Source organism: Asanoa siamensis (assembly GCF_016862555.1).
GTDB lineage: Bacteria > Actinomycetota > Actinomycetes > Mycobacteriales > Micromonosporaceae > Asanoa > Asanoa siamensis.
The window spans coordinates 99407-121286 of the sequence record NZ_BONE01000013.1 but is presented as its reverse complement, the minus strand read 5'-3'; the positions used below and the strand labels follow the sequence as shown (position 1 = coordinate 121286).

Sequence of the window (21880 nt, the reverse complement as noted above, 5' to 3'; positions counted from 1 at the left end):
TTCGTGCGTGGAGTCAGGCCGTGGCCGGACCGGTTTCCGCCAGGTAGCGCGCGTAGCCCTCCGCCTCGAGCTTCTCCGCCAGCTCCGGGCCGCCCTCTTCGACGATCCGGCCACCCGCGAAGACGTGCACGTAGTCAGGCTTGATGTAGCGCAGGATGCGGGTGTAGTGGGTGATCAGCAGCAGGCCGGTGTCGCCGGTCTCGCGGACCCGGTTGACGCCCTCGCTGACCACGCGCAGCGCGTCGATGTCGAGGCCCGAGTCGGTCTCGTCGAGGATCGCCATCTTCGGCTTGAGCAGCTCGAGCTGGACGATCTCGTGCCGCTTCTTCTCGCCGCCGGAGAAGCCCTCGTTGACGTTGCGCTGGGCGAACGCCGGGTCCATCTGGAGCCGCTGCATGGCGCCGCGCAGGTCGGCCGACCAGGTGCGCAGCTTCGGCGCCTCGCCGTCGATCGCGGTCTTCGCCGTACGCAGGAAGTTGGCCACCGAGACGCCGGGGACCTCGACCGGGTACTGCATCGCGAGGAACAGGCCCGCCCGGGCCCGCTCGTCGACTGTCATCGACAGCACGTCGGCGCCGTCGAGGGTCACCGAGCCGCCGGTGATCTCGTACTTCGGGTGGCCGGCGATCGAGTAGGCGAGCGTCGACTTGCCCGAGCCGTTGGGGCCCATGATGGCGTGCGTCTCCCCGGCGCGGACCGTGAGGTCGACGCCCACCAGGATCGGCTTGAGCTGGCCGTCGGGCAGCTTGACCGACACCTTCAGGTCGCGGATCTCCAGGGTGCTCATGCCGCCCCCTCCCTACGGTCGGCGGAGCACGAGCCCCGGTGACTGAGTTGGCTGCGCTCGCTTCGCTCGCTCATGCGGGCATTACTCCATTACTAGGTGTGAGGGCGACGTAGACCTCGCCGTCACGGACTTCGACGGGATAGACAGGTACGGGTTCGGTCGCCGGCAGCCCGGTCGGCTCGCCGGTGCGCAGGTCGAAACGGGAGCCGTGCAGCCAGCACTCCAGCGTGCACCCGTCGACCTCGCCCTCGGAGAGGGCGACCGCGGCGTGTGAGCACTCGTCGTAGGCGACGTAGAAGTTGTCGTCCTCGGCGTGCACGACCGCGAGCTCCAGGTCGTCGGCGACGGCCCGGATCGCCGTGCCCTTGGGCACGTCCTCGACGGAGCACAGGCGGACGAGGCTCACTGCTCGCCCTTCGCCAGGCGGGCCTCGACGGCGTCGCCGAGCCGGTCGCGCAGTGCCTCGTCCGGGATCTTCTGGAGCAGCTCCGCGAAGAAGCCGCGGACCACGAGCCGGCGGGCCTCGTGCTCGGGGATGCCCCGGGCCATCAGGTAGAACAGCTGCTCGTCGTCGAACCGGCCGGTGGCGCTGGCGTGGCCGGCGCCGACGATCTCGCCGGTCTCGATCTCGAGGTTGGGCACCGAGTCGGCCCGGGCACCGTCGCTGAGCACCAGGTTGCGGTTGATCTCGTAGGTGTCGGTGCCGGTCGCCGCCACCTGGATCAGCACGTCGCCGACCCAGACGGTGTGCGCGCCGTCGCCCTGCAGCGCCCCGCGGTAGCCGACGTAGCTGCGGCAGTCCGGGATGTTGTGGTCGACGAGCTGGCGGTGCTCCAGGTGCTGCTCACCGTCGGCGAAGTAGAGCCCGTAGAGCTCCGCGTCGCCGCCCCGGCCCGTGTATTCGACGCTGCTGAACTGGCGCACCAGGTCGCCGCCGAGCGTCACCTGCACGTGGCTGACCCGGGCGTCCCGGCCGAGCCGGAACTTGATGTGCTGGGCCTGCACCGCGTCGGGCGCCCAGTCGGCGACCGTGACCAGCGTGAGCTGGGCACCGTCGGCGACCTCGACCTCGACGTTGTCGGCCAGCGTGGTCGACCCGGTCTGCTCGACGATCAGCGTCGCTTTGGCGAACCGGCCGACCTCGACGACCGTGTGGGCGTACGCGACGCCGGCGCCACCGCCGACGACCCGCACCCAGGCCGGCTCGGCGGGCTCGGCCTCGGGCGCGACCGCGATCAGCGTCGCGCCGTCGGCGTTTCCGAAGCCCAGCGCGCTGATCCGGTCGAACGGCACCAGCACGCGGCCGATCCGCTCGTCACCCTTGGCCAGCCGGGAGACGGTCACGCCGGCCGGCAGGGCCTCGTGCTCCCAGCTCAGCGTCGTCTCCGCCGCCGGCGTCGCCGTGGCAAGGCCACGGAGCCGCTTGAGCGGCGTGAACCGCCACTCCTCCTCGAGACCGGTCAGGGCCGGGAAGTCGGCGACATCGGCCGAACGCAGGCTCTGCGCCTTGGTCTTGGGCACGCTCGACGTCTTGGGCGGGTTGACCGCCACCTCGGTTTCCGTGGGCATTTAGCCGACGGCCCCTTCCATCTGCAGTTCGATGAGCCGGTTGAGCTCCAGGGCGTATTCCATCGGGAGTTCCTTGGCGATCGGCTCGATGAAGCCGCGCACGATCATCGCCATCGCCTCGTCCTCGGTCATGCCCCGGCTCATCAGGTAGAAGAGCTGGTCCTCGCTGACCTTGGAGACGGTCGCCTCGTGCCCCATCGCCACGTCGTCCTCGCGGATGTCGACGTAGGGGTAGGTGTCCGAGCGCGAGATCGTGTCGACGAGCAGCGCGTCGCACTTGACGGTGCTCTTCGAGTGGGAGGAACCCTCCAACACCTGGACCAGGCCGCGGTACGAGGTCCGGCCGCCACCCCGCGCGATCGACTTCGAGACGATCGTGCTGCTCGTGTGCGGAGCCGCGTGCACCATCTTGGCGCCGGCGTCCTGGTGCTGGCCCTCGCCGGCCATCGCGACCGAGAGCACCTCGCCCTTGGCGTGCTCGCCCATCATCCAGACCGCGGGGTACTTCATCGTGACCTTGGAGCCGATGTTGCCGTCGATCCACTCCATGGTCGCGCCCTCGTGCGCCACGGCGCGCTTGGTGACCAGGTTGTAGACGTTGTTCGACCAGTTCTGGATGGTCGTGTAGCGGCAGCGGGCGTTCTTCTTCACGATGATCTCGACGACCGCGCTGTGCAGCGAGTCCGACGAGTAGATCGGCGCGGTGCAGCCCTCGACGTAGTGCACGTAGGCACCCTCGTCGACGATGATCAGCGTCCGCTCGAACTGGCCCATGTTTTCCGTGTTGATCCGGAAGTAGGCCTGCAGCGGGATCTCGACGTGCACGCCCGGCGGGACGTAGATGAACGAGCCACCCGACCACACCGAGGTGTTGAGCGCGGCGAACTTGTTGTCGCCGACCGGGATGACGGAGCCGAAATATTCTTTGAACAGCTCCGGGTGCTCGCGCAGGCCCGTGTCGGTGTCGAGGAAGATGACGCCCTGCTCCTCGAGGTCCTCACGGATCTTGTGGTAGACCACCTCGGACTCGTACTGCGCCGCGACGCCCGCGATCAGCCGCTGCTTCTCGGCCTCCGGGATGCCCAGCTTGTCGTACGTGTTCTTGATGTCCGCGGGCAGGTCGTCCCAGCTCGCCGCCTGCTTCTCGGTCGAGCGGACGAAGTATTTGATGTTGTCGAAGTCGATGCCGTCGAGGTCGGCGCCCCAGTCCGGCATCGGCTTGCGGCCGAACAGCCGCAGGCCCTTGAGGCGCAGATCGAGCATCCACTCGGGCTCGTTCTTCTTGGCGGAGATGTCGCGCACCACCGCCTCGTTGAGCCCGCGCTGCGCCGCGGCGCCTGCGGTGTCGGAGTCGGCCCACCCGTACTGGTAGTTACCCAGGGCGGCGAGGTGCTCCTCCTGGGTGGTGACGGGCTGGACGATCTGCTCGGTCATCTATCTGTCCTCACAGTTCCTGTCGGTTGCCGTGCTGGGCGGGGATATGCGTCGTGCATACCCCGTCACCGTGCGCGATGGTGGCGAGTCGCTGGACGTGGGTGCCGATGAGACGGGAGATGACCGCCGTCTCGGCCTCACACAACTCGGGGAACTCGGCGGCCACGTGTGCCACCGGGCAGTGGTGCTGACACAGCTGCCCCCCGGTGGCGATCGTGGAAGCGTTGGCAGCGTAGCCCTCGGCGGTCAGGGCGTCGGCGAGCGCCTCGGCCCGCGCTATCGGGTCGTCGCCGGCGCCTTCCATGGCGTCCCGGCAGCGGCTCTCCAGCGAGGCGACCTGCTCGGTGGCGAACGCGTCGACCGCGCCCTCGCCACCGTGCGTGGCGATCCAGCGCAGGGCCGCGGTGGCCATGTTGTCGTAGGTGTGCCGGCCGCAGCGCAGCCGCGCCGCGTCGGTCAGCGTGAACACCTTGGCGGGTCGGCCCCGGCCACGGCCCGCGCGCACCGGGCGCTGCCGGGTGACCACGTCGCCCTCGGTCAGCAGGGCGTCCAGGTGCTTGCGGATGGCGGCGGGGCTGAGCCGCAGCGCCTCGCCGAGCTCGGCGGCGGTGGCGGTGCCCCGCTCCAGCAGGAGCCGGAGGACCCGGTCGCGGGTGCGCCGATCCGCGGGGATGACCGGGGAACCGGTCGTCTCCGCCTGCGGAGGGAGCATCGCCGCGTTTTTCACTACGACAACGTTACGTAATTCCACCGGGCGGAGCAAACTGGCACGCCAGTGATCGACATCACCGCCCAGGATCGGCCGAAAGGGGGCGCGGACCGATCTCTCTCCTACATTACGTAGGATCTCGCCCGTGATCCCCCTGATCCGCCGCCTGGCGCTGACCAACATCATCGCGAACGTCGCCATCGTGGTCACTGGCGGGGCCGTCCGCCTCACGGGATCGGGCCTCGGCTGCCCGACCTGGCCGCGGTGCACCGACGCCTCGTACGTGCCGAACGGCGAAATGGGCATCCACGGGGTCATCGAGTTCACCAACCGCATGCTCGGCTGGGTCGTGGGACTCGTCGCCCTGGCCACGCTGATCGCGGCCTACGTCCACCACCGCCGGCAACGGTCGGCACAGACCCGCGGGCTCAGCCGGCTGGCGCTGGGCGTGTTCCTCGGCATCCCGGCGCAGGGCGTGGTCGGCGGGATCACCGTGCTGACCGACCTCAACCCCTGGGTCGTCGGCCTGCACTTCCTGGCCTCGATGGGCGTCCTCGTCGCGGCGTACGCGCTCTGGCGCCGCACGATCGACGGCCGCGCCACCCGCACGGTGGTGCCGGGCCCGCTGCGCCAACTGATCCAGGTGCTGACCGCCGTCTCGCTGGCCGTGATCGTGCTCGGCGTGATCGTGACCGGCTCCGGCCCGCACGCCGGCGACGCCGACGCGCACCGCACCGGGCTCGACCCGGAGACCATCGCGCAGTTCCACGCCGACGTGGTCTTCCTGCTGATCGGCCTCACGCTGGCGGTCTGGTTCGCCGCCCGGGCCACCCGTGACCGGCGTACCGCCCGGGCCGCCCTGGTGCTGCTCGCGGTCGAGCTCTCCCAGGGCGTCATCGGCTTCGTGCAGTACTTCACGGGCCTGCCCGAGATCCTGGTCGGCCTGCACATGCTCGGCGCCTGCCTGGTCTGGCTGGCGACGCTAGCGGTGCTCTGGTCGACCCGCGGTGGCGATGGCCTCGGCGAGGCGGTCGGCGGCGCCGCCGTCGGTGCCCAGGAACAGCGAGGGCTCGGTGAGCTCGAGCTCGATCAGCAGCGGGCTGCCGTCGTCGCCGGGGATCAGGTCGACCCGCGCGTAGAGCAGCCGGTCGACGCCGCCCGGGATCGCTGACAACGCCCGCTGCGCGACCGCCAGCTCGGCGGCCGTCGCCTGCCGGGGCGTGATCGTCTCCTCGCGGTAGAGCCCGTCCACGCCCTCGTCCGGGCCGGCCAGCAGCGCGCCCTTGGTGGCGGCGTGGCTGAACCGCAGCCCGTCGGGGCCGCGCAGGAAGACCAGCGCGGTCTCACCGGCCGTGTCGACGGCGCTCAGGTAGGGCTGCACCATCGCGGTGCGCCCCGCGCCGGTGAGCCGGGCCAGGTGCGCCGCGAAGGCCTGCCGCTGCGCCGGGTCGTCGAGCCGGTAGCGCCCCGCGTCGACACTGCCCGCCCCGATGGCCGGCTTGACGATCACGTCGGTCGCCGTGCCCGCCCAGGCGTCCGCTCCGGGCTCGACCCAATCGGTCGGGATGCCGGGCACCCCGGCTGCCGCCAGGTCCCGCAGATAACGCTTGTCGGTGTTCCACGCGATCACGTCGGCCGGGTTCGCCAGGTTGGCCCGGGCCGCGGTCCAGGTGATGAACTCGGCCCGCCGAGGCGCGTAGTCCCACGGTGAGCGGAGCACCACGAGGTCGTACGCGGCCCAGTCGACGTCCGGGTCGTCCCAGACAGCGGGCTCGGCCCGCACCGCGCGGGCCGCCAGGGGCGCCAGCAGGAGGCGGTCGTCGTCGTCCAGGTCGGGTATCTGGTCGCAGGTGACAAGAGCGACCCGGGAAATCTCCCGGGTCGCCGCCTGCTCGTGGGTGGAAGTGGTGGTGGTCAACTATCAGCTCTCTCGATCAGGCTCAGCGCGAGAGGGTGCGGCGCGCCATCGACCGCCAGAGGTCGTTGCTCGGGCGCATCTGGTCCATCAACTCGCGCTCCCACTCGTTCTCCACGGTGACCCCGGCGCTCACACACGCCGCACGGGCCACGTCGGTGCCCTCCGCCGCGAACTGGTCGTCCCAGGTGCCGTCCCCGCCGACGAGGACGATCCGGGCGCCGCGCTTGCCGACGTACTCGATGACCGCCCTGGCGCCGCCGTGACCGGCGGCGAACGACCGGATTCCCGTCACCAGACCTTCGGGGGTCGTGGCGGGGGGTTGATCGGTCGTCAGCGTCGTATCGGAACCATCTGCCATGCCGGAGAGCGTAAGCACGCCTACCGGATTCCGCGTGCCATCCGATCGTGTTTTGTGACTCCTGTCATCGGCTGATTTAAGACAGGCCACAGGAAGTTTGCGGGACCAAAGTAAGACATATGGAGTTAAGTTCGGATGACATCTCGGACAACTGCCGTCCCTCGTCCGTGGCCTGCGCGCACACCGCCCAATTCGGGCGTTTCACGGATTGAAGCGGCCGAATCGGGCCGGGCTCTCAGATGAGCGCGTCGACGGCGACGGCGAGCGAGACGATCGTCAGGTACGTGATCGACCAGTGGAACAACCGCATCGGCTTGAGCGCCTCGCCGCGCTTGGACCGACCCACCAGCCGGTACGCCTCGACGAGGAACGCCACGCCGCTCACCGCGGCCGTGATGCCGTAGAGCGGGCCCAGGCCCAACGGCCAGGCCGCCAGCGACGCCGCCACGGTCAGCCAGGTGAACAGGATGATCTCGCGGTTGACCCGCGCGGCCGAGCGCACGACCGGCAGCATCGGGATGCCGGCCCGGGCGTAGTCGTCCTTGTATTTGATGGCCAGCGCGTAGAAGTGCGGCATCTGCCAGAAGAAGACCACCGCGAACAGCGCCCAGGCCAGCGGCGAGAGGCCGCCGGTGACCGCCGCCCAGCCGATCAGCACCGGCGCGGCACCGCAGGCGCCGCCCCAGAACGTGTTCTGCGGCGTGGTCCGCTTGAGCCACAGCGTGTAGACGAGGTCGTAGTAGGCGATCGCGGCGGCGGTCAGCCCGGCCGCGAGCCAGTTGGTGAAGCCCGCCATCAGGCCGACCGACACCACCGCCAGCACCAGCCCGAACACCAGGACGCTCTGCGGCGCGAGGGCGTGGGTGGGCAGCGGGCGCCGCTTGGTGCGGCGCATGAGCTGGTCGATGTCGCGGTCGATGTAGCAGTTGAGCGCGTTGGCGGCGCCCGCGGCGAGCGTGCCGCCGACCAGGACGACCACCATGGTGGAGACGGGCGGGATGCCGCCGGCGGCCAGGATCATCGCCGGCACCGTGGTGACCAGCAGCAACTCGATGATGCGCGGCTTGGTCAGGGCGACGTAGGCGCGGACGACGGCACGGGGGTCGCGCCGGGCGGGCACCGGGACGGGTCCCGGCACCAGGATCGGCGACGGACGCTCCGTGACCATGCTCAAGGCCGTGTCCACCTTCCCGGGGTGCTTCTCGCCAGCCGCGGACGGTGGCAACAGAACGATCGACAGCGTACGCGGCGCGTATCCGCGCTGATCGGCGACCCGACGCGGTGCGGCGAGAACCACCCGGTGAGTGTCTTCCGCCCCACAACACGCCCCACGGGGCGAGATCCGGCGGCAGGTGTTTAGCACGGGTCGCTAGGGTCAGAGGTGAGGGACCGGAATCTTCGCCGAGGAGCGCATACATCGTGCCTGCCGACAAGTCAGAGCAAGCCTCATTCACCTGGTCCGACCTGGACCGCAAGGCGGTCGACACGATCCGCGTCCTCGCGATGGACGCGGTCGAGAAGGCCGGCAACGGTCACCCGGGCACCGCCATGAGCCTGGCGCCCGCCGCATACCTGCTGTTCAACCGCGTGATGCGGCACGACCCGACCGACCCGCAGTGGCCGGGACGCGACCGGTTCGTGCTCTCCGCCGGGCACAGCAGCCTGACGCTCTACATCCAGCTCTACCTCACCGGCTACGGCCTCGGTCTCGAGGACCTGATGTCGCTGCGTCAGTGGGGCTCGCTCACGCCGGGTCACCCCGAGCACGGCCACACCAAGGGCGTCGAGACGACCACGGGCCCGCTGGGCCAGGGCATCGGCAACGCGGTGGGCATGGCGATGGCCGCCCGCCGGGAGAAGGGCCTGTTCGACCCCGAGGCCAACGGCGGGTCGCTGTTCGACCACCACGTCTACACGATCGTCTCCGACGGTGACATCGAAGAGGGCATCAGCCACGAGGTCAGCTCGCTCGCCGGGCACCAGCGGCTGGGCAACCTGATCGCGATCTGGGACGACAACGAGATCTCCATCGAGGACGACACCCGGATCGCGAAGAGCGAGGACGTGGCGCTGCGCTACGAGGCGTACGGCTGGCACGTCCAGACCGTCGACTGGCGCGCCGGGCACGCCGACGAGGGCGACTACCGGGAGGACCCGGAGGCGCTGTGGCGGGCCATCGAGGCGGCGAAGGCCGTCACCGACCGCCCGTCGTTCATCGTGCTCCGCACGATCATCGGCTGGCCGGCCCCCAACAAGCAGAACACCGGCAAGATCCACGGTTCGGCGCTCGGTGCCGACGAGGTCGCCGCGACCAAGAAGGTGCTCGGCTTCGACCCGGGCAAGAGCTTCGACGTCGAGGCCGAGGTGCTCGAGCACACCCGCGCCGCCGTCGCGCGCGGACAGGCCGAGCACGCCGAGTGGGACAAGACGTTCGCCACCTGGTCGTCGAACAACGCCGACCGGCGGGCCCTGTTCGACCGGCTGACCTCCCGGGCGCTGCCGGCGGGCTGGACCGACGCGCTGCCCGTCTGGCCGGCCGACCCGAAGGGCGTCGCCACCCGGGCCGCCTCCGGCAAGGTCCTCGAGGCGCTCGCGCCGGTGCTCCCGGAGCTCTGGGGCGGCTCGGCCGACCTGGCCGAGAGCAACAACACCACGATGAAGGGCGAGCCGTCGTTCGTCCCGGCCGAGCACGCCACCAAGGAGTTCCCGGGTGACGAGTACGGCCGGACGCTGCACTTCGGCATCCGCGAGCACGGCATGGGCGCGATCCTCAACGGCATCGTGCTGCACGGCGCGACCCGCCCGTACGGTGGCACGTTCCTGGTGTTCAGCGACTACATGCGACCGTCGGTGCGACTCGCGGCGCTGATGAAGCTGCCGGTCACCTACGTCTGGACGCACGACTCCATCGGCCTCGGCGAGGACGGCCCGACGCACCAGCCGATCGAGCACCTGACCGCGCTGCGGGCCATCCCGGGCCTCGACGTGGTGCGCCCGGCCGACGCCAACGAGACCGCCTGGGCGTGGCGGCTGGCCATGGAGCACACCGACCGGCCGACCGCGCTCGCGCTGACCCGCCAGGCGCTGCCGACCATCGACCGCGAGCGGTACTCCGGGGCCGAGAACGTGGCCCGCGGCGGCTACATCCTCTCCGAGGCGTCCAACGCGCAGCCCGAGGTGATCCTCATGGGCACCGGCTCCGAGGTGCAGCTCTGCCTGGCCGCGCAGGAGCGGCTGGAGGCCGCCGGCACCCCGACCCGGGTCGTCTCGATGCCCTGCCAGGAGTGGTTCCGGGCGCAGGACGAGGCCTACCGGCAGAGCGTGCTGCCCAACGCGGTCAAGGCGCGGGTCAGCGTCGAGGCCGGCATCGCCATGTCGTGGCGTGACCTGGTCGGCGACTCCGGCGAGAGCGTCAGCATCGAGCACTACGGGGCGAGCGCGCCCTACACGGTGCTCTTCGAACAGTTCGGATTCACCGCCGACAACGTCGTCGCGAAGGCGCACGCCTCGCTGGCGAAGGTCGGCGCCATCACCGGCACCACCACGGGCAACTGAGGGAGCGAAGGATCATGACTGACCGGCTGGCCGAGCTTTCGGCCGCGGGCGTCGCCGTGTGGCTCGACGACCTTTCCCGCGTACGCCTTAGCACCGGCACCCTGGACCAGTTGCGCCGCGAACAGCACGTCGTGGGCGTGACCACCAACCCGACCATCTTCGCCAAGGCCCTCGCCGACGCGGACGCGTACGACGGCCAGGTCCGCGACCTGGCCACCCGGGGCGTTGCGACGGAAGAGGCCGTGCGCATGCTCACGTCGTACGACGTGCGCTGGGCGTGCGACGTGATGCGGCCCGCCTACGACGCCTCCAACGGCGTCGACGGCCGCGTCTCGCTCGAGGTCGACCCGCGGCTCGCCCGCGAGACCGACAAGACGATCGCCGAGGCCAAGGCGCTCTGGTGGCTGATCGACCGGCCCAACGCCTTCATCAAGATCCCGGCGACCGAGGAGGGTCTGCCGGCGATCACCGCGGCGCTGGCCGCCGGCATCAGCGTCAACGTGACGCTGATCTTCTCGCTCGACCGCTACAGCCAGGTCATGGACGCGTTCCTGGCCGGCATGGAGCAGGCGAAGGCCAACGGGCACGACCTGACCAACCTCGCGTCGGTCGCGTCCTTCTTCGTCTCCCGCTTCGACACCGAGATCGACCATCGGCTCGAGAAGATCGGCAGCGACGAGGCCAAGGCGCTGCGCGGCAAGGGCGCGGTCGCCAACGCGCGGCTGGCCTACGAGCGCTACTCCGAGGTGTTCGGCGGCGAGCGCTGGCAGGCGCTGGCCGACGCGGGCGCCAAGCCGCAGCGGCCGCTGTGGGCGTCGACGTCGACCAAGAACCCCGACTACCCGGACACGCTCTACGTCCGCGACCTGATCGCGCCGGGCGTCGTCAACACGATGCCGGAGTCGGTCATCCACGCCTGGGCCGACCACGGTGAGACCGAGGCCGACACGGTGACCGGCAACTACGACGACGCCAAGCAGGTGATGGCCGACCTCACCCGGGTGGGCATCGACCTCGACGACGTGTTCGACACGCTGGAGCGCGAGGGCGTCGAGAAGTTCTCGGCGAGCTGGCAGGAGCTCATCGACGGCGTGGACGCCTCGCTCAAGGCGGCGGCCGCCGGCTCGGACAAGCCGAGCGACGCGGCGAAGGGCTAGCTGGTGAGCACCTACGGGTTCGGGTCCGACGGGGTCCCGGAGAGCGACGACGCCGGTCCGGCATTCGCCGACGGCGTCGTCGCGGCGGCGGGCATCGCCGTCTACGGGGCCGGCAGCACCGACGCCGCGGCCACCCGCGCGGCGCTGGTCGGCGACGACGTGCCGGCCAAGCTCGTCGCCAAGGACGCCACGCTGTGGGGTCCCGACGCCGAGGCCGAGGCGAAGATCCGGCTCGGCTGGGTCGACACGTTCCGGCAGAGCCGCGAGCTGCTCCCCCGGCTGGCCGAGCTGCGCACCGAGCTGGCCGACCTCGACCACGTGGTGCTCGCCGGCATGGGCGGCTCGTCGCTCGCGCCGGAGGTCGTCACCCGCACCCTGGGCGTCGAGCTGACCGTGCTCGACACCACCGACCCGGCACAGATCCGGGCCGCGCTGGCCGACCGGCTGGACCGCACGCTCGTCGTCGTGTCCAGCAAGTCCGGCGGCACCGTGGAGACCGACAGCCACCGCCGCGCGTACTGGCAGGCCTTTCTCGACGCCGGCATGACCGAGGCCGAGGCGGGCCGGCACTTCGTGATCGTCACCGACCCGGGGTCGCCCCTGGAGACCACCGGGCGCGAGATGGGCGCCCAGGTCTTCCTGGCCGACCCCGACGTCGGCGGGCGCTACTCGGCCCTGACGGCGTTCGGCGTCGTACCGTCCGCGCTGGCCGGCGTCGACGTGGCCGAGCTGCTCGACCAGGCCGAGGAGCTGCTGCCGGCGCTCTCCGAGGAGAGCGGCAACCCGGGCCTCGCGCTGGGCGCGGCGCTCGGCACGGCCGCGACCGGCGGCCGCGACAAGGTGGCGCTGGTCTCCGACGGCACCGGCATCGTCGGCCTCGGCGACTGGGCGGAGCAGCTCATCGCCGAGTCGACCGGCAAGGACGGCAAGGGCATCCTGCCGGTGGTCATCGAGACCCCGGACAGCCCCGGCGCGCACGGCTCCGACGTGGTCACGGTCACGGTCGGTGGCGCGCAGCTGCCGGCCGGCGTGCCCGGCGGCGGCGTCCGCCCCGACCTGTCCGTCAACGGCCCGCTGGGCGCGCAGTTCCTGACCTGGGAGTTCGCCACCGCGATCGCGGGCCGGGTGATCGGCATCGACCCGTTCAACCAGCCCAACGTGACCGAGTCCAAGAGCAACACGACCCGGATCCTGGCCGAGGGGCTGCCCTCCGAGGAGCCGTCCTTCACCGAAGGTGCGATCGAGGTGCACGGCGCCGCGGGCGACAGCCTGGAGGCGGTGCTGCGCGATCTGGTCGGCGGCATCGACCCGCACGGCTACCTCGCGGTGCTGGCGTTCCTCGACCGGGTCGGCGACGCGAAGGCCGAGCAGGTCCGCGCGGCGCTGGCGACGGCGTCCGGGCGGCCCGTGACGTTCGGCTGGGGCCCGCGCTACCTGCACTCGACCGGGCAATATCACAAAGGCGGTCCGCAGGTCGGCTCGTTCCTGCAGCTCACCGGCGCGGTCCTCGCGGACCTGCCGATCGCCGGCAAGCCGTACGGCTTCGCCGAGCTGCAGGCCGCCCAGGCCGCCGGCGACCGCAAGGCGATGACCGACCGGGGCCGGCCGGTGGTCCGGCTGCACCTCACCGACCGGGCGGCGGGCATCGACCAGCTGCTGCGCGCGTTGGCGGCACTGCCCGCCGGCAAGGATTCACACTAGGAGCTGTGGTGAACCCGCTGCGTGACCCCCAGGATCGCCGCCTGCCGAGGATCCCGGAGCCCTGCGCTCTGGTGATCTTCGGCGTGACCGGCGACCTGTCTCGCAAGAAGCTGTTGCCCGCCATCTACGACCTGGCGAACCGCGGGCTGCTGCCGCCGGGCTTCGTGGTGCTCGGGTTCGCCCGGCGTGACTGGGGCGACGGCGACTTCGAGTCCCTGGCGATGGAGGCGGCCAAGCGCGGCGCCCGCACCCCCTGGCGCGAGGAGGTGTGGGCCCGGCTCGCCGGCAACATCAAGTTCGTGCCGGGCGCCTTCGACGACGACGAGGCGTTCGACCAGCTCGCCGCGACGCTCGACGAGCTGCGCGACACGCACGGCATCACCGGCAACGCCGCGTTCTACTTCGCGATCCCGCCACCGGCGTTCCCGATCGTGCTCAAGCAGCTCGCCCGCACGGGCATGGCCGACAACCGCAAGTCCGGCGGTTGGCGGCGGGTCGTGGTGGAGAAGCCGTTCGGCAACGACCTGGCCTCGGCCAAGGCGCTCAACGGCCTGGTCGACGACGTGTTCACCCGCGAGGACGTGTTCCGGATCGACCACTACCTCGGCAAGGAGACGGTCCAGAACATCCTGGCGCTGCGGTTCGCCAACAACCTGTTCGAGCCGCTGTGGAACAGCAAATATGTCGACTCCGTGCAGATAACGATGGCCGAGGACGTGGGCATCGGCACCCGGGCGGGCTTCTACGACGCCGCCGGCGCCGCCCGCGACGTGCTGCAGAACCACCTGCTCCAGCTGATGACGTTGGTCGCGATGGAGGAGCCGACCAGCTTCGACGCCGCCGAGATCAGCACCGAGAAGCTCAAGGTGCTGCGGGCCATCAAGGTGCCGACCGATATCCGCGGCGAGACGGTCCGCGGGCAATACCTTCCGGGCTGGGTCGGCGGCGAGCGCGCCGTCGGCTACCTGGAGGAGAAGAACGTCCCGTCCGACTCCACCACGGAGACGTACGTCGCCGTGAAGCTCAACGTGCAGAACCGGCGGTGGGCGGGCGTGCCGTTCTACCTGCGGTGCGGCAAGCGGCTCCCGCGCCGGGTCACCGAGCTGGCGATCATCTTCAAGAAGGCGCCGCACCTGCCGTTCAACCAGCACGACATGGAGATGCTCGGCGCCAACCAGCTCGTCATCCGGGTGCAGCCCGACGAGGGCGTGGTGCTCAAGTTCGGCTCCAAGGTGCCCGGCACCACCATGGAGGTCCGCGACATCGCGATGGACTTCGAGTACGGTGCGGCGTTCACCGAGTCCAGCCCCGAGGCGTACGAGCGGCTGGTGCTCGACGTCCTGATCGGCGACCGGACTCTGTTCCCCGACGCGGCCGAGGTGGAGCAGAGCTGGCGGGTCATCGACCCGCTGGAGGAGGCCTGGGCCGGCACGTCGCCCGAGCCGTACCGCTCGGGTGAGTGGGGGCCGCACGCGGCCGACGAGCTGCTGCGCCGGGACGGCCGGCACTGGAGGCGGGCATGATCGGGCTCTGGGACACCACCGGCAACGAGGTGGTCAAGGCGCTGGCCACGGAACGCCGGTCCGCCGGCGGCGTGGCCAGCGGCATGGCGCTGACGCTGATCGTCGTCGTCGACGAGAAGCGCGTCCGGGAGGCCGAGGCGGCGGCGACGATCGCGGCCTCGATGCACCCGTGCCGGTTGCTGATCGTGGTCCGCGCCGACGTCGAGCGGCCCAGCAACCGCCTCGACGCCGAGGTGGTCGTCGGTGGCCGGCTCGGCCCGTGCGAGGCCGTCGTCATGCGGATGTACGGCCGGCTCGCCCTGCACGCCGAGTCCGTCGTGATGCCGCTGCTGGTGCCGGACGTCCCCGTGGTCACCTGGTGGCACGGCGAGCCGCCGGAGAAGATCGCCAACGACTTCCTGGGCGTGGTGGCCGACCGCCGGATCACCGACGTGTCGCAGACCGCGGATCCTGTCGCCGCGCTGCGGCAGCGCGCCAAGGACTACGCGCCCGGCGACACCGACCTCGCGTGGACCCGGATCACCCCGTGGCGCACCCTGGTCGCGTCGGCCTTCGACACGACCGAGGAGCGCGTCGTCGGCGCGACGATCGAGGCCAACGACCACGACCCGACCGCCGCGCTGATGTCCGGCTGGCTCTCCGCCCGGCTCGACATCAAGCCGCGGCTGGAGCAGGACGACAAATACCGGATCATGCACTCGGTCTGTCTCGTCGCCGCCAACAACGACCGGCTCAAGCTGGTCCGCGAGCAGGACATGGCGACGTTCGACCGGACCAACCAGGACGAGCGCCAACTGCCGCTGGTACGCCGTCCGCTCGGCGAGGAGCTGGCCGAGGAGCTGCGCCGGCTCGACCCGGACCAGGTCTACGCGGCGGCGCTGAGCGCGATGTCCGGCGAGACCGGCCTCGACACCCGCCCGGCCCACCGGGTGCACGTCTGGAAGGACCCGGTGACGGCCGGCAACGCACCGGGTCTCGGCCCGGGCATCGTCGGCGGCGGCCCGCCCACCCAGCCGGAGGACATGCCGCCGCGCACCGGCGACCGGGTCCGCCCTGCCTCCGCGGGCGCCGGCACCGCCCAGGGCTCCGCACCGACCACCCCCTCCGAAGGCAGCGGAACATGAGCGAGCGAGGCGGCCCGGTGCGCGGCGCGCGTGCGTCCGCCGGCCGAAGGACGGTGGAGGCATGAGCGAGACGAGCGTCATCGTCCATTCCGACCCCGACGTGCTGGCCCAGGCGGTCGCGGCGCGCCTGGTGGTCACCCTGATCGACGCGCAGGCCGAACGCGGCTCGGCGTCCTGGGTGCTGACCGGCGGCCGGATCGCGGGCGCCGTGCACCGCGCCGTCCGCGACTTCCCGGCCAGCGACGCGGTCGACTGGGCGCGTGTCGACTTCTGGTGGGGCGACGAGCGGTTCCTGCCCGACGGCCACCCGGACCGCAACGAGACGCAGGCCCGCGCGCAGCTCATCGACGCGCTGCGGGTGCCGGCGGAGCGGGTGCACGCCATGCCGCCGTCCGACGGCCCGGACGGCAACGACCCGGAGGCGGCGGCGGCCCGGTACGCACAGGAGTTGGCGCGGGCGGCCCGGCCGGGCACGGCCCCGCTCCCCCACTTCGATGTGCTCATGCTCGGCGTCGGCGAGGACGGCCATGTGGCGTCGGTCTTCCCGGAACACCCGGTGGCCTACGAGACGAGGCCGGTCAGCGCGGTCCGGGGCAGCCCGAAGCCACCCCCGGTCCGCACGACGCTGACCCTGCCCACGATCAACACCGCCGACCAGATCTGGCTGGTCGCCGCGGGCCCGGACAAGGCGGACGCGGTCGGCATGGCCCTGACGGGCGCGGGCCCGGTCCAGCTACCGGCGGCGGGGGTGCACGGCGTGAACCGCACGATCTGGCACCTCGACAGCGCGGCCGCGACCCAGGTCCGCCGCACGTTCCGCAGCGTCCGCAGCTGAACCCTGCACGGGCAGCGGGCTCTTACCCGGGAGGGATCGTCACTCTCGGAGAGCGGCGACCCACGCACCGTGCTCGATGAGCTGCGCAAGGATCTGGCGGCGGCGGCCGGGCCGGTCCGCGGGCGGCTCACGCCCGCGCGGGTCGGCCTCGGTCCTGTCGCGCACGGCGATCGTTCCGACGGTGACCGCACCCCGGCCGGTGGGCGTCCGCTGCGCGGCCGGTCGACGACCAGCCGCCGGCTGCTGACGCCGTCAGGCTAGTTTTCGCCGCGGCGTTGGCGGAGGTTGGCGAGCGCCTCGGCGAGGATGGCCGCGCCGTCGGCGTCGCTGCGCCGTTCCTTCACGTAGGCCAGGTGGGTCTTGTAGGGCTCGTTGCGCGGCCGGCCCGGAGGGTTGGCCGCGTCGAGGCCGCCCGGCTGCCCGCAGCGCGGGCAGTCCCACGTTGCCGGCGGGACGACCTCGGCCGCCAGCGAGATCTCGATCGTGTGGTCGTTGGCGCACCAGTAGGTGACCGGGCGCCGGGGAGCGGGTTCGCACCGCTCGGTGGGTCGGATCGGCCCGGAACCAACCCGGGTGCCACGGATTGCGCTGCCGCTGGGCACGGTATGTCGCTCCTGTCGTCGTGCGGGGTCTCGGCCGCGGGGGAAGCGCGGCGTCGCGACGCGGTGAAGCGGGAATAGAAATCGTGCGCGGCCCGAGACGGGCCGCGCACGAGTTTACGACTGTTTGGCCAGGATGTGTGCTAGCTCGCGACGGCGAGTTTGAGCCAGAGGCCCAGACCCACGATGCACGCGAACCACACGATCCCCACCAGGATGGTGTAGCGGTCGAGGTTCTTCTCGGCCACCGAGGAGCCGGCGAGGTTGGTGCTGACGCCGCCGCCGAACATGCTCGAAAGGCCGCCACCCTTGCCGCGGTGCAGCAGGACCAGCATCGTCAGCAGCACGCTCGTGATGATCAGCAACACGATCAACGTGTAGGCGAATGCGATCGGCATGGTGGTGGGTTTTCCCTTCGGATGGGCGCGACAGAGCAAGGATAGCGGCCGGGTCCGGCATGTGCGGACCCGGCCACCGGTGCCTCACTTCTTGATGTGCTCCGGGAACCGGACGATCTGCACGAACTCGTCCGCGTCGATGCTGGCACCACCGACGAGAGCGCCGTCGACGTCCGGCTGGGCCATGATCGCGGCCACGTTGTTGGCCTTGACCGAGCCGCCGTACAGGATGCGGGTGGTCTCGGCCGTCTCGGTGTCGAACCGCTCGGCCAGGCGGGTGCGGAGCGCGCCGCACACCTCCTGCGCGTCCTCCGGGGTCGCGGTCTTGCCCGTGCCGATCGCCCAGACCGGCTCGTACGCGATCACGACCTTGCGCACCTGCTCGGCCTTGAGCCCGTCGAGGCCGGCGTCGAGCTGCGCGACGACGTGCGCCACCTGCTCGCCCGCCTCGCGCACCTCGAGCCCCTCGCCGACGCAGAAGATCGGCGTGAGCTCGTTGGCCAGCGCCGCCTGCACCTTCGAGTTGACCACCGCGTCGTCCTCGTGGTGGTACTGCCGGCGCTCCGAGTGGCCGACCACCACGAACCCGCAGCCGAGCTTGGCCAGCATCGGGCCCGAGATGTCACCGGTGTAGGCGCCACCCTTGTGCGGCGAGAGGTCCTGCGCGCCGTACCCGATCAGCAGCTTGTCGCCGTCGACCAGGGTCTGCACGCTGCGCAGGTCGGTGAACGGCGGGATCACCACCGTCTCGACGTCGGAGAGCTGCTGCTCGTTGAGGCTGAAGGCCAGCTTCTGCACCAGGGCGATGGCCTCGAGGTGGTTGAGGTTCATCTTCCAGTTGCCGGCCATCAGCGGCCGGCGCGACTGCTGCGCCATCAGGACTCCAGTGCGGCGATGCCGGGAAGGCGCTTGCCCTCGAGGTATTCCAGCGAGGCTCCCCCGCCGGTGGAGATGTGCCCGAACGCGGACTCGTCGAGACCGAGCGCGCGTACGGCGGCCGCCGAGTCACCGCCGCCGACGACCGTGAGGCCGTCGACCTTCATGATCGCCTCGGCGACGCCCCGGGTGCCGGCCGCGAACGGCGCGAGCTCGAAGACGCCCATCGGGCCGTTCCAGAAGACGGTGTGCGCACCGGCGAGGGCACCGGCGAACGCGGCGACGCTGGCCGGGCCGATGTCGAGCCCGAGCCGGTCGGCCGGGATCGCGTCGGCGGGCACCACCGCGTGGTCGGCGTCGGCCGAGAACTCGGTCGCGGCCACCACGTCGGTCGGGAGCACGATCTTGTCGCCGCCGCGGGCGAGCAGCTCGCGGCAGGTGTCGAGCATGTCGTCCTCGAGGAGCGACTTCCCGATCTCGTGGCCCTGGGCCTTGAGGAAGGTGAAGCACATGCCGCCGCCGACCAGGAGCTTGTCGACCTTGGGCAGCAGCGCCTCGATGACCGCCAGCTTGTCGGAGACCTTGGCGCCGCCGAGCACGACCGCGTACGGCCGCTCGGGGCTCTCGGTCAGCCTGGCGAGCACCTCGACCTCGCGCAGCACCAGGCCGCCCGCGAAGTGCGGGAGCCGGGCGGGCACGTCGAAGACGCTGGCGTGCTTGCGGTGCACGGCGCCGAACGCGTCGTCGACGTACGCCTCGGCGAACGCGGCGAGCTGGTCGGCGAAGGCGCCCCGCTGGGCGTCGTCCTTGCTGGTCTCACCGGCGTTGAAGCGCAGGTTCTCGAGCAGCAGCAGCTGCCCGCCGCCCAGCTCGGCCACCTTGGCGGTCGCGTCCGGGCCGACGGTGTCGGTCGCGAAGACGACCTCGCTGCCGGCCAGCTCACCGAGCCGCCGCGCGACCGGGGTCAGCGTGTATTTCGGGTCGGGCGCGCCCTTGGGGCGGCCCAGGTGGGACATCACGACCACGGCGGCGCCCGCGTCGCGGAGCGCGGTGAGGGTCGGCAGGACCGCCCGGATGCGGCCGTCGTCGGCGATGACTCCGGGCTTGTCCTTCTCGAAGGGGACGTTCAGGTCGGCGCGCACGAGCACGCGCCGACCCGCGACTCCCTCCGCGAGGAGATCGTCAAGCGTCTTCATGTCGGTCAGAGCGAGGAACCGACGAGCTTGACCAGGTCGACCAGGCGGTTCGAGTAGCCCCACTCGTTGTCGTACCAGCCGACGACCTTGACCTGGTTGCCGATGACCTTGGTCAGGCCCGAGTCGAAGATGCAGGACGCCGGGTCGGTGACGATGTCGCTGGAGACGATCTCGTCCTCGGTGTAGGTCAGGTAGCCGTTGAGCGCACCCGCGGCGGCTTCTTTCATCGCGTTGTTGACCTCTTCGACGGAGGTCTCGCGGCCCACGTTGACGGTGAGGTCGGTGGCCGAGCCGGTCGGGATCGGCACGCGCAGCGCGTACCCGTCGAGCTTGCCCTTGAGCTCCGGCAGCACGAGGCCGATCGCCTTGGCGGCACCAGTCGAGGTCGGCACGATGTTGAGCGCCGCGGCGCGGGCCCGGCGCAGGTCCTTGTGCGGGCCGTCCTGCAGGTTCTGGTCCTGCGTGTACGCGTGGATGGTCGTCATCAGGCCGTGCTGGATCGTGAACGTGTCGTGCAGCACCTTGGCCATCGGGGCGAGGCAGTTGGTGGTGCAGGAGGCGTTCGAGATGATCGTGTGCTTGGCGGGGTCGTACTGGTTGTCGTTGACACCCATGACGACCGTGACGTCCTCGTGCTTCGCCGGCGCGGAGATGATGACCTTCTTCGCACCACCGTCGACGTGCGCCCGCGCCTTGGTGGCGTCGGTGAACAGGCCGGTCGACTCGATGACGACGTCGGCGCCCAGGTCGCCCCAGGGCAGCTTGCCCGGGTCGCGCTCGGCGAACACCTTGAAGGTGTGGCTGCCGACGGTGATCTCGTCGGAGGTCGCCTTCACCTCGTACGGCAGCCGGCCCAGGATCGAGTCGTACTTCAGCAGGTGGGCGAGGGTGGCGTTGTCGGTGAGGTCGTTGGCGCCGACCAGCTGGACGTCCGCCCCGGAGGCGAGAACGGCCCGGAAGAAGTTGCGGCCGATGCGGCCGAACCCGTTGATGCCAACCCGGATGGTCACAGGTTTCATCTCCTCGATGATGGGATGGCCGGCTGCCGCGGTTTTCCTCCGCGTACGCCGGCCGGTGTTAGAACCGGTTGCCGGCCCCGTCGCCGTACCTGACGACCCTATCTGAGCCCACGCTTGACCGGCGCGGCAGGTGGTCGCTCAGACCACCAGCATGTCGGGCGTCACAGCGGCCTCGGTGTCCGGAATGCCCAGATCGCGGGCACGCTTGTCGGCCAGCGCCAGCAACCGGCGGATCCGGCCGGCGATCGCGTCCTTGGTCAGCGGCGGGTCGGCCAACGCGCCCAGCTCCTCGAGGGAGGCCTGGCGGTGGTCGAGGCGCAGCTTGCCGGCCGAGGTCAAATGGTTGGGCGCGTCGTCGGCGAGGATCTCCAGCGCCCGGGTGACCCGGGCCGCGGCGGCCACCGCCGCGCGGGCCGAGCGGCGCAGGTTGGCGTCGTCGAAGTTGGCCAGGCGGTTGGCGGTCGCCCGCACCTCGCGCCGGACCCGGCGCTCCTCCCAGGCCAGCACGCTGCTGTGGGCGCCGATCCGGGTGAGCAGCGCGGAGATCGCGTCGCCGTCCTTGACGACCACGCGGTCGACGCCGCGGACCTCGCGGGCCTTGGCGGTGATGCCGATCCGCCGGGCCGCGCCGACCAGGGCCAGCGCCGACTCGGGGCCCGGGCAGGTGATCTCCAGGGCGCTGGAGCGGCCGGGCTCGGTCAACGAGCCGTGCGCCATGAACGCGCCCCGCCAGGCGGCCACGGAGCAGCACACGTTGCCGGAGACCACGTGCTGCGGCAGGCCCCGCACCGGGCGGCCGCGCACGTCGAGCAGGCCGGTCTGGCGGGCCAGGATCTCACCGTCCTTGACCACCCGGACGATGTAGTGGCTGGCCTTGCGCAGGCCGCCGGAGGCCAGCACGTGGATCTCGCTCGGGTAGCCGTAGACCTCGGCGATCTCGCGGCGCAGCCGGCGCGCCACCGCGCCGGTGTCGAGCTCGGCCTCGACCACCACCCGGCCGGAGACGATATGCAGGCCGCCGGCGAACCGCAGCAGCGCGGCCATCTCGGCGCGCCGGCAACACGGCTTGGGCACGTCGACCCGACTCAGCTCGTCCTTGACCGCGGCGGTCATCGCCATAAC

Annotated in this window: 20 protein-coding genes and 2 pseudogenes; 8 read left to right on the top strand and 14 right to left on the bottom strand. The window is 71.2% G+C overall.

Annotated features, from left to right (window positions below; translation table 11 throughout):
• Positions 1 to 13 precede the first annotated feature (13 nt).
• The 5 genes from sufC to Asi02nite_RS11140 all read right to left on the bottom strand — a co-directional run bounded on the left by sufC (position 14) and on the right by Asi02nite_RS11140 (position 4517).
• On the bottom strand, positions 14 to 787 hold the full coding sequence (gene sufC / locus Asi02nite_RS11160; RefSeq protein WP_203712300.1) for a Fe-S cluster assembly ATPase SufC: 774 nt from the start codon (positions 785 to 787) through the stop codon (positions 14 to 16).
• A gap of 70 nt (positions 788 to 857) precedes the next feature.
• A complete protein-coding gene (locus tag Asi02nite_RS11155; RefSeq protein ID WP_203712298.1) occupies positions 858 to 1193 on the bottom strand; it encodes a non-heme iron oxygenase ferredoxin subunit in 336 nt (111 codons plus the stop codon).
• On the bottom strand, positions 1190 to 2356 hold the full coding sequence (gene sufD / locus Asi02nite_RS11150; protein WP_203712296.1) for a Fe-S cluster assembly protein SufD: 1167 nt from the start codon (positions 2354 to 2356) through the stop codon (positions 1190 to 1192). Before sufD ends, Asi02nite_RS11155 begins: the two co-directional genes overlap by 4 nt.
• The gene (gene sufB / locus Asi02nite_RS11145) at positions 2357 to 3790 is read right to left on the bottom strand and encodes a Fe-S cluster assembly protein SufB (protein ID WP_203712294.1); all 1434 of its coding nucleotides are present in this window, start codon (positions 3788 to 3790) and stop codon (positions 2357 to 2359) included.
• A gap of 10 nt (positions 3791 to 3800) precedes the next feature.
• Positions 3801 to 4517 (bottom strand): helix-turn-helix transcriptional regulator, encoded by a 717-nt coding sequence (locus Asi02nite_RS11140; RefSeq protein ID WP_373312221.1) that lies wholly within the window; start codon positions 4515 to 4517, stop codon positions 3801 to 3803.
• Positions 4518 to 4644: 127 nt separating this feature from the next.
• Here Asi02nite_RS11140 and Asi02nite_RS11135 point away from each other — a divergent pair, with 127 nt between their 5' ends.
• Positions 4645 to 5670 (top strand): COX15/CtaA family protein, encoded by a 1026-nt coding sequence (locus Asi02nite_RS11135; protein WP_308440147.1) that lies wholly within the window; start codon positions 4645 to 4647, stop codon positions 5668 to 5670.
• Between the two features lie 483 nt (positions 5671 to 6153).
• Here the strand turns inward: Asi02nite_RS11135 and Asi02nite_RS43060 are convergent.
• The 3 genes and pseudogenes from Asi02nite_RS43060 to Asi02nite_RS11120 form a co-directional block, all read right to left on the bottom strand.
• Positions 6154 to 6417: pseudogene (locus Asi02nite_RS43060) on the bottom strand (DcsG N-terminal domain-containing protein); the annotation flags it as partial.
• A gap of 22 nt (positions 6418 to 6439) precedes the next feature.
• Positions 6440 to 6775 (bottom strand): hypothetical protein, encoded by a 336-nt coding sequence (locus Asi02nite_RS11125; RefSeq protein ID WP_203712289.1) that lies wholly within the window; start codon positions 6773 to 6775, stop codon positions 6440 to 6442.
• A gap of 235 nt (positions 6776 to 7010) precedes the next feature.
• Positions 7011 to 7949, bottom strand: coding sequence for a heme o synthase (locus Asi02nite_RS11120; protein ID WP_373312220.1), 939 nt, complete (start codon positions 7947 to 7949; stop codon positions 7011 to 7013).
• Between the two features lie 245 nt (positions 7950 to 8194).
• Here Asi02nite_RS11120 and tkt point away from each other — a divergent pair, with 245 nt between their 5' ends.
• The 7 genes and pseudogenes from tkt (at position 8195) to Asi02nite_RS11085 (ending at position 16931) form a co-directional block, all read left to right on the top strand.
• Entirely contained in the window at positions 8195 to 10330 is a 2136-nt protein-coding gene (tkt, locus tag Asi02nite_RS11115) for a transketolase (RefSeq protein WP_203712287.1), read from the top strand.
• Positions 10331 to 10344: 14 nt separating this feature from the next.
• Positions 10345 to 11487, top strand: coding sequence for a transaldolase (tal, locus tag Asi02nite_RS11110; RefSeq protein WP_203712285.1), 1143 nt, complete (start codon positions 10345 to 10347; stop codon positions 11485 to 11487).
• Between the two features lie 93 nt (positions 11488 to 11580).
• Complete coding sequence (locus tag Asi02nite_RS11105) at positions 11581 to 13188, top strand: phosphoglucose isomerase-related protein (RefSeq protein WP_239126636.1); 1608 nt, start codon at positions 11581 to 11583, stop codon at positions 13186 to 13188.
• Between the two features lie 5 nt (positions 13189 to 13193).
• Complete coding sequence (gene zwf, locus Asi02nite_RS11100; protein ID WP_203712281.1) at positions 13194 to 14711, top strand: glucose-6-phosphate dehydrogenase; 1518 nt, start codon at positions 13194 to 13196, stop codon at positions 14709 to 14711.
• Positions 14708 to 15679: pseudogene (locus Asi02nite_RS11095) on the top strand (glucose-6-phosphate dehydrogenase assembly protein OpcA); the annotation flags it as partial. The gene zwf and the pseudogene Asi02nite_RS11095, both read left to right, overlap by 4 nt.
• 217 nt (positions 15680 to 15896) lie before the next feature.
• Positions 15897 to 16670 (top strand): 6-phosphogluconolactonase, encoded by a 774-nt coding sequence (pgl, locus tag Asi02nite_RS11090; protein WP_203712277.1) that lies wholly within the window; start codon positions 15897 to 15899, stop codon positions 16668 to 16670.
• A 69-nt stretch (positions 16671 to 16739) separates the two neighbouring features.
• Entirely contained in the window at positions 16740 to 16931 is a 192-nt protein-coding gene (locus Asi02nite_RS11085) for a hypothetical protein (RefSeq protein WP_203712275.1), read from the top strand.
• Here Asi02nite_RS11085 and Asi02nite_RS11080 read toward each other — a convergent pair.
• The 6 genes from Asi02nite_RS11080 to whiA form a co-directional block, all read right to left on the bottom strand.
• Positions 16928 to 17272 (bottom strand): RNA polymerase-binding protein RbpA, encoded by a 345-nt coding sequence (locus tag Asi02nite_RS11080; protein ID WP_203712274.1) that lies wholly within the window; start codon positions 17270 to 17272, stop codon positions 16928 to 16930. The genes Asi02nite_RS11085 and Asi02nite_RS11080 overlap by 4 nt on opposite strands.
• Positions 17273 to 17412: 140 nt before the next feature.
• Positions 17413 to 17667, bottom strand: coding sequence for a preprotein translocase subunit SecG (secG, locus tag Asi02nite_RS11075; protein ID WP_203712273.1), 255 nt, complete (start codon positions 17665 to 17667; stop codon positions 17413 to 17415).
• Positions 17668 to 17751: 84 nt separating this feature from the next.
• The gene (tpiA, locus tag Asi02nite_RS11070; RefSeq protein ID WP_203712272.1) at positions 17752 to 18543 is read right to left on the bottom strand and encodes a triose-phosphate isomerase; all 792 of its coding nucleotides are present in this window, start codon (positions 18541 to 18543) and stop codon (positions 17752 to 17754) included.
• Positions 18543 to 19739 (bottom strand): phosphoglycerate kinase, encoded by a 1197-nt coding sequence (locus Asi02nite_RS11065; RefSeq protein ID WP_203712271.1) that lies wholly within the window; start codon positions 19737 to 19739, stop codon positions 18543 to 18545. The genes tpiA and Asi02nite_RS11065 overlap by 1 nt, the downstream gene beginning before the upstream one ends.
• A 5-nt stretch (positions 19740 to 19744) precedes the next feature.
• Positions 19745 to 20749, bottom strand: coding sequence for a type I glyceraldehyde-3-phosphate dehydrogenase (gene gap, locus Asi02nite_RS11060; RefSeq protein WP_203712334.1), 1005 nt, complete (start codon positions 20747 to 20749; stop codon positions 19745 to 19747).
• Between the two features lie 147 nt (positions 20750 to 20896).
• Entirely contained in the window at positions 20897 to 21877 is a 981-nt protein-coding gene (whiA, locus tag Asi02nite_RS11055) for a DNA-binding protein WhiA (RefSeq protein WP_089253797.1), read from the bottom strand.
• Between the last annotated feature and the right edge of the window lie 3 nt (positions 21878 to 21880).

Bases quoted from the DNA above. Each gene is read 5' to 3' on its own strand.
- sufC (WP_203712300.1), bottom strand. From the start codon at position 787: ATGAGCACCCTGGAGATCCGCGACCTGAAGGTGTCGGTCAAGCTGCCC.
- tpiA (WP_203712272.1), bottom strand. From the start codon at position 18,543: ATGGCGCAGCAGTCGCGCCGGCCGCTGATGGCCGGCAACTGGAAGATG.
- pgl (WP_203712277.1), top strand. From the start codon at position 15,897: ATGAGCGAGACGAGCGTCATCGTCCATTCCGACCCCGACGTGCTGGCC.
- Asi02nite_RS11125 (WP_203712289.1), bottom strand. From the start codon at position 6,775: ATGGCAGATGGTTCCGATACGACGCTGACGACCGATCAACCCCCCGCC.
- sufB (WP_203712294.1), bottom strand. From the start codon at position 3,790: ATGACCGAGCAGATCGTCCAGCCCGTCACCACCCAGGAGGAGCACCTC.
- secG (WP_203712273.1), bottom strand. From the start codon at position 17,667: ATGCCGATCGCATTCGCCTACACGTTGATCGTGTTGCTGATCATCACG.
- whiA (WP_089253797.1), bottom strand. From the start codon at position 21,877: ATGGCGATGACCGCCGCGGTCAAGGACGAGCTGAGTCGGGTCGACGTG.
- tal (WP_203712285.1), top strand. From the start codon at position 10,345: ATGACTGACCGGCTGGCCGAGCTTTCGGCCGCGGGCGTCGCCGTGTGG.
- sufD (WP_203712296.1), bottom strand. From the start codon at position 2,356: ATGCCCACGGAAACCGAGGTGGCGGTCAACCCGCCCAAGACGTCGAGC.
- Asi02nite_RS11065 (WP_203712271.1), bottom strand. From the start codon at position 19,739: ATGAAGACGCTTGACGATCTCCTCGCGGAGGGAGTCGCGGGTCGGCGC.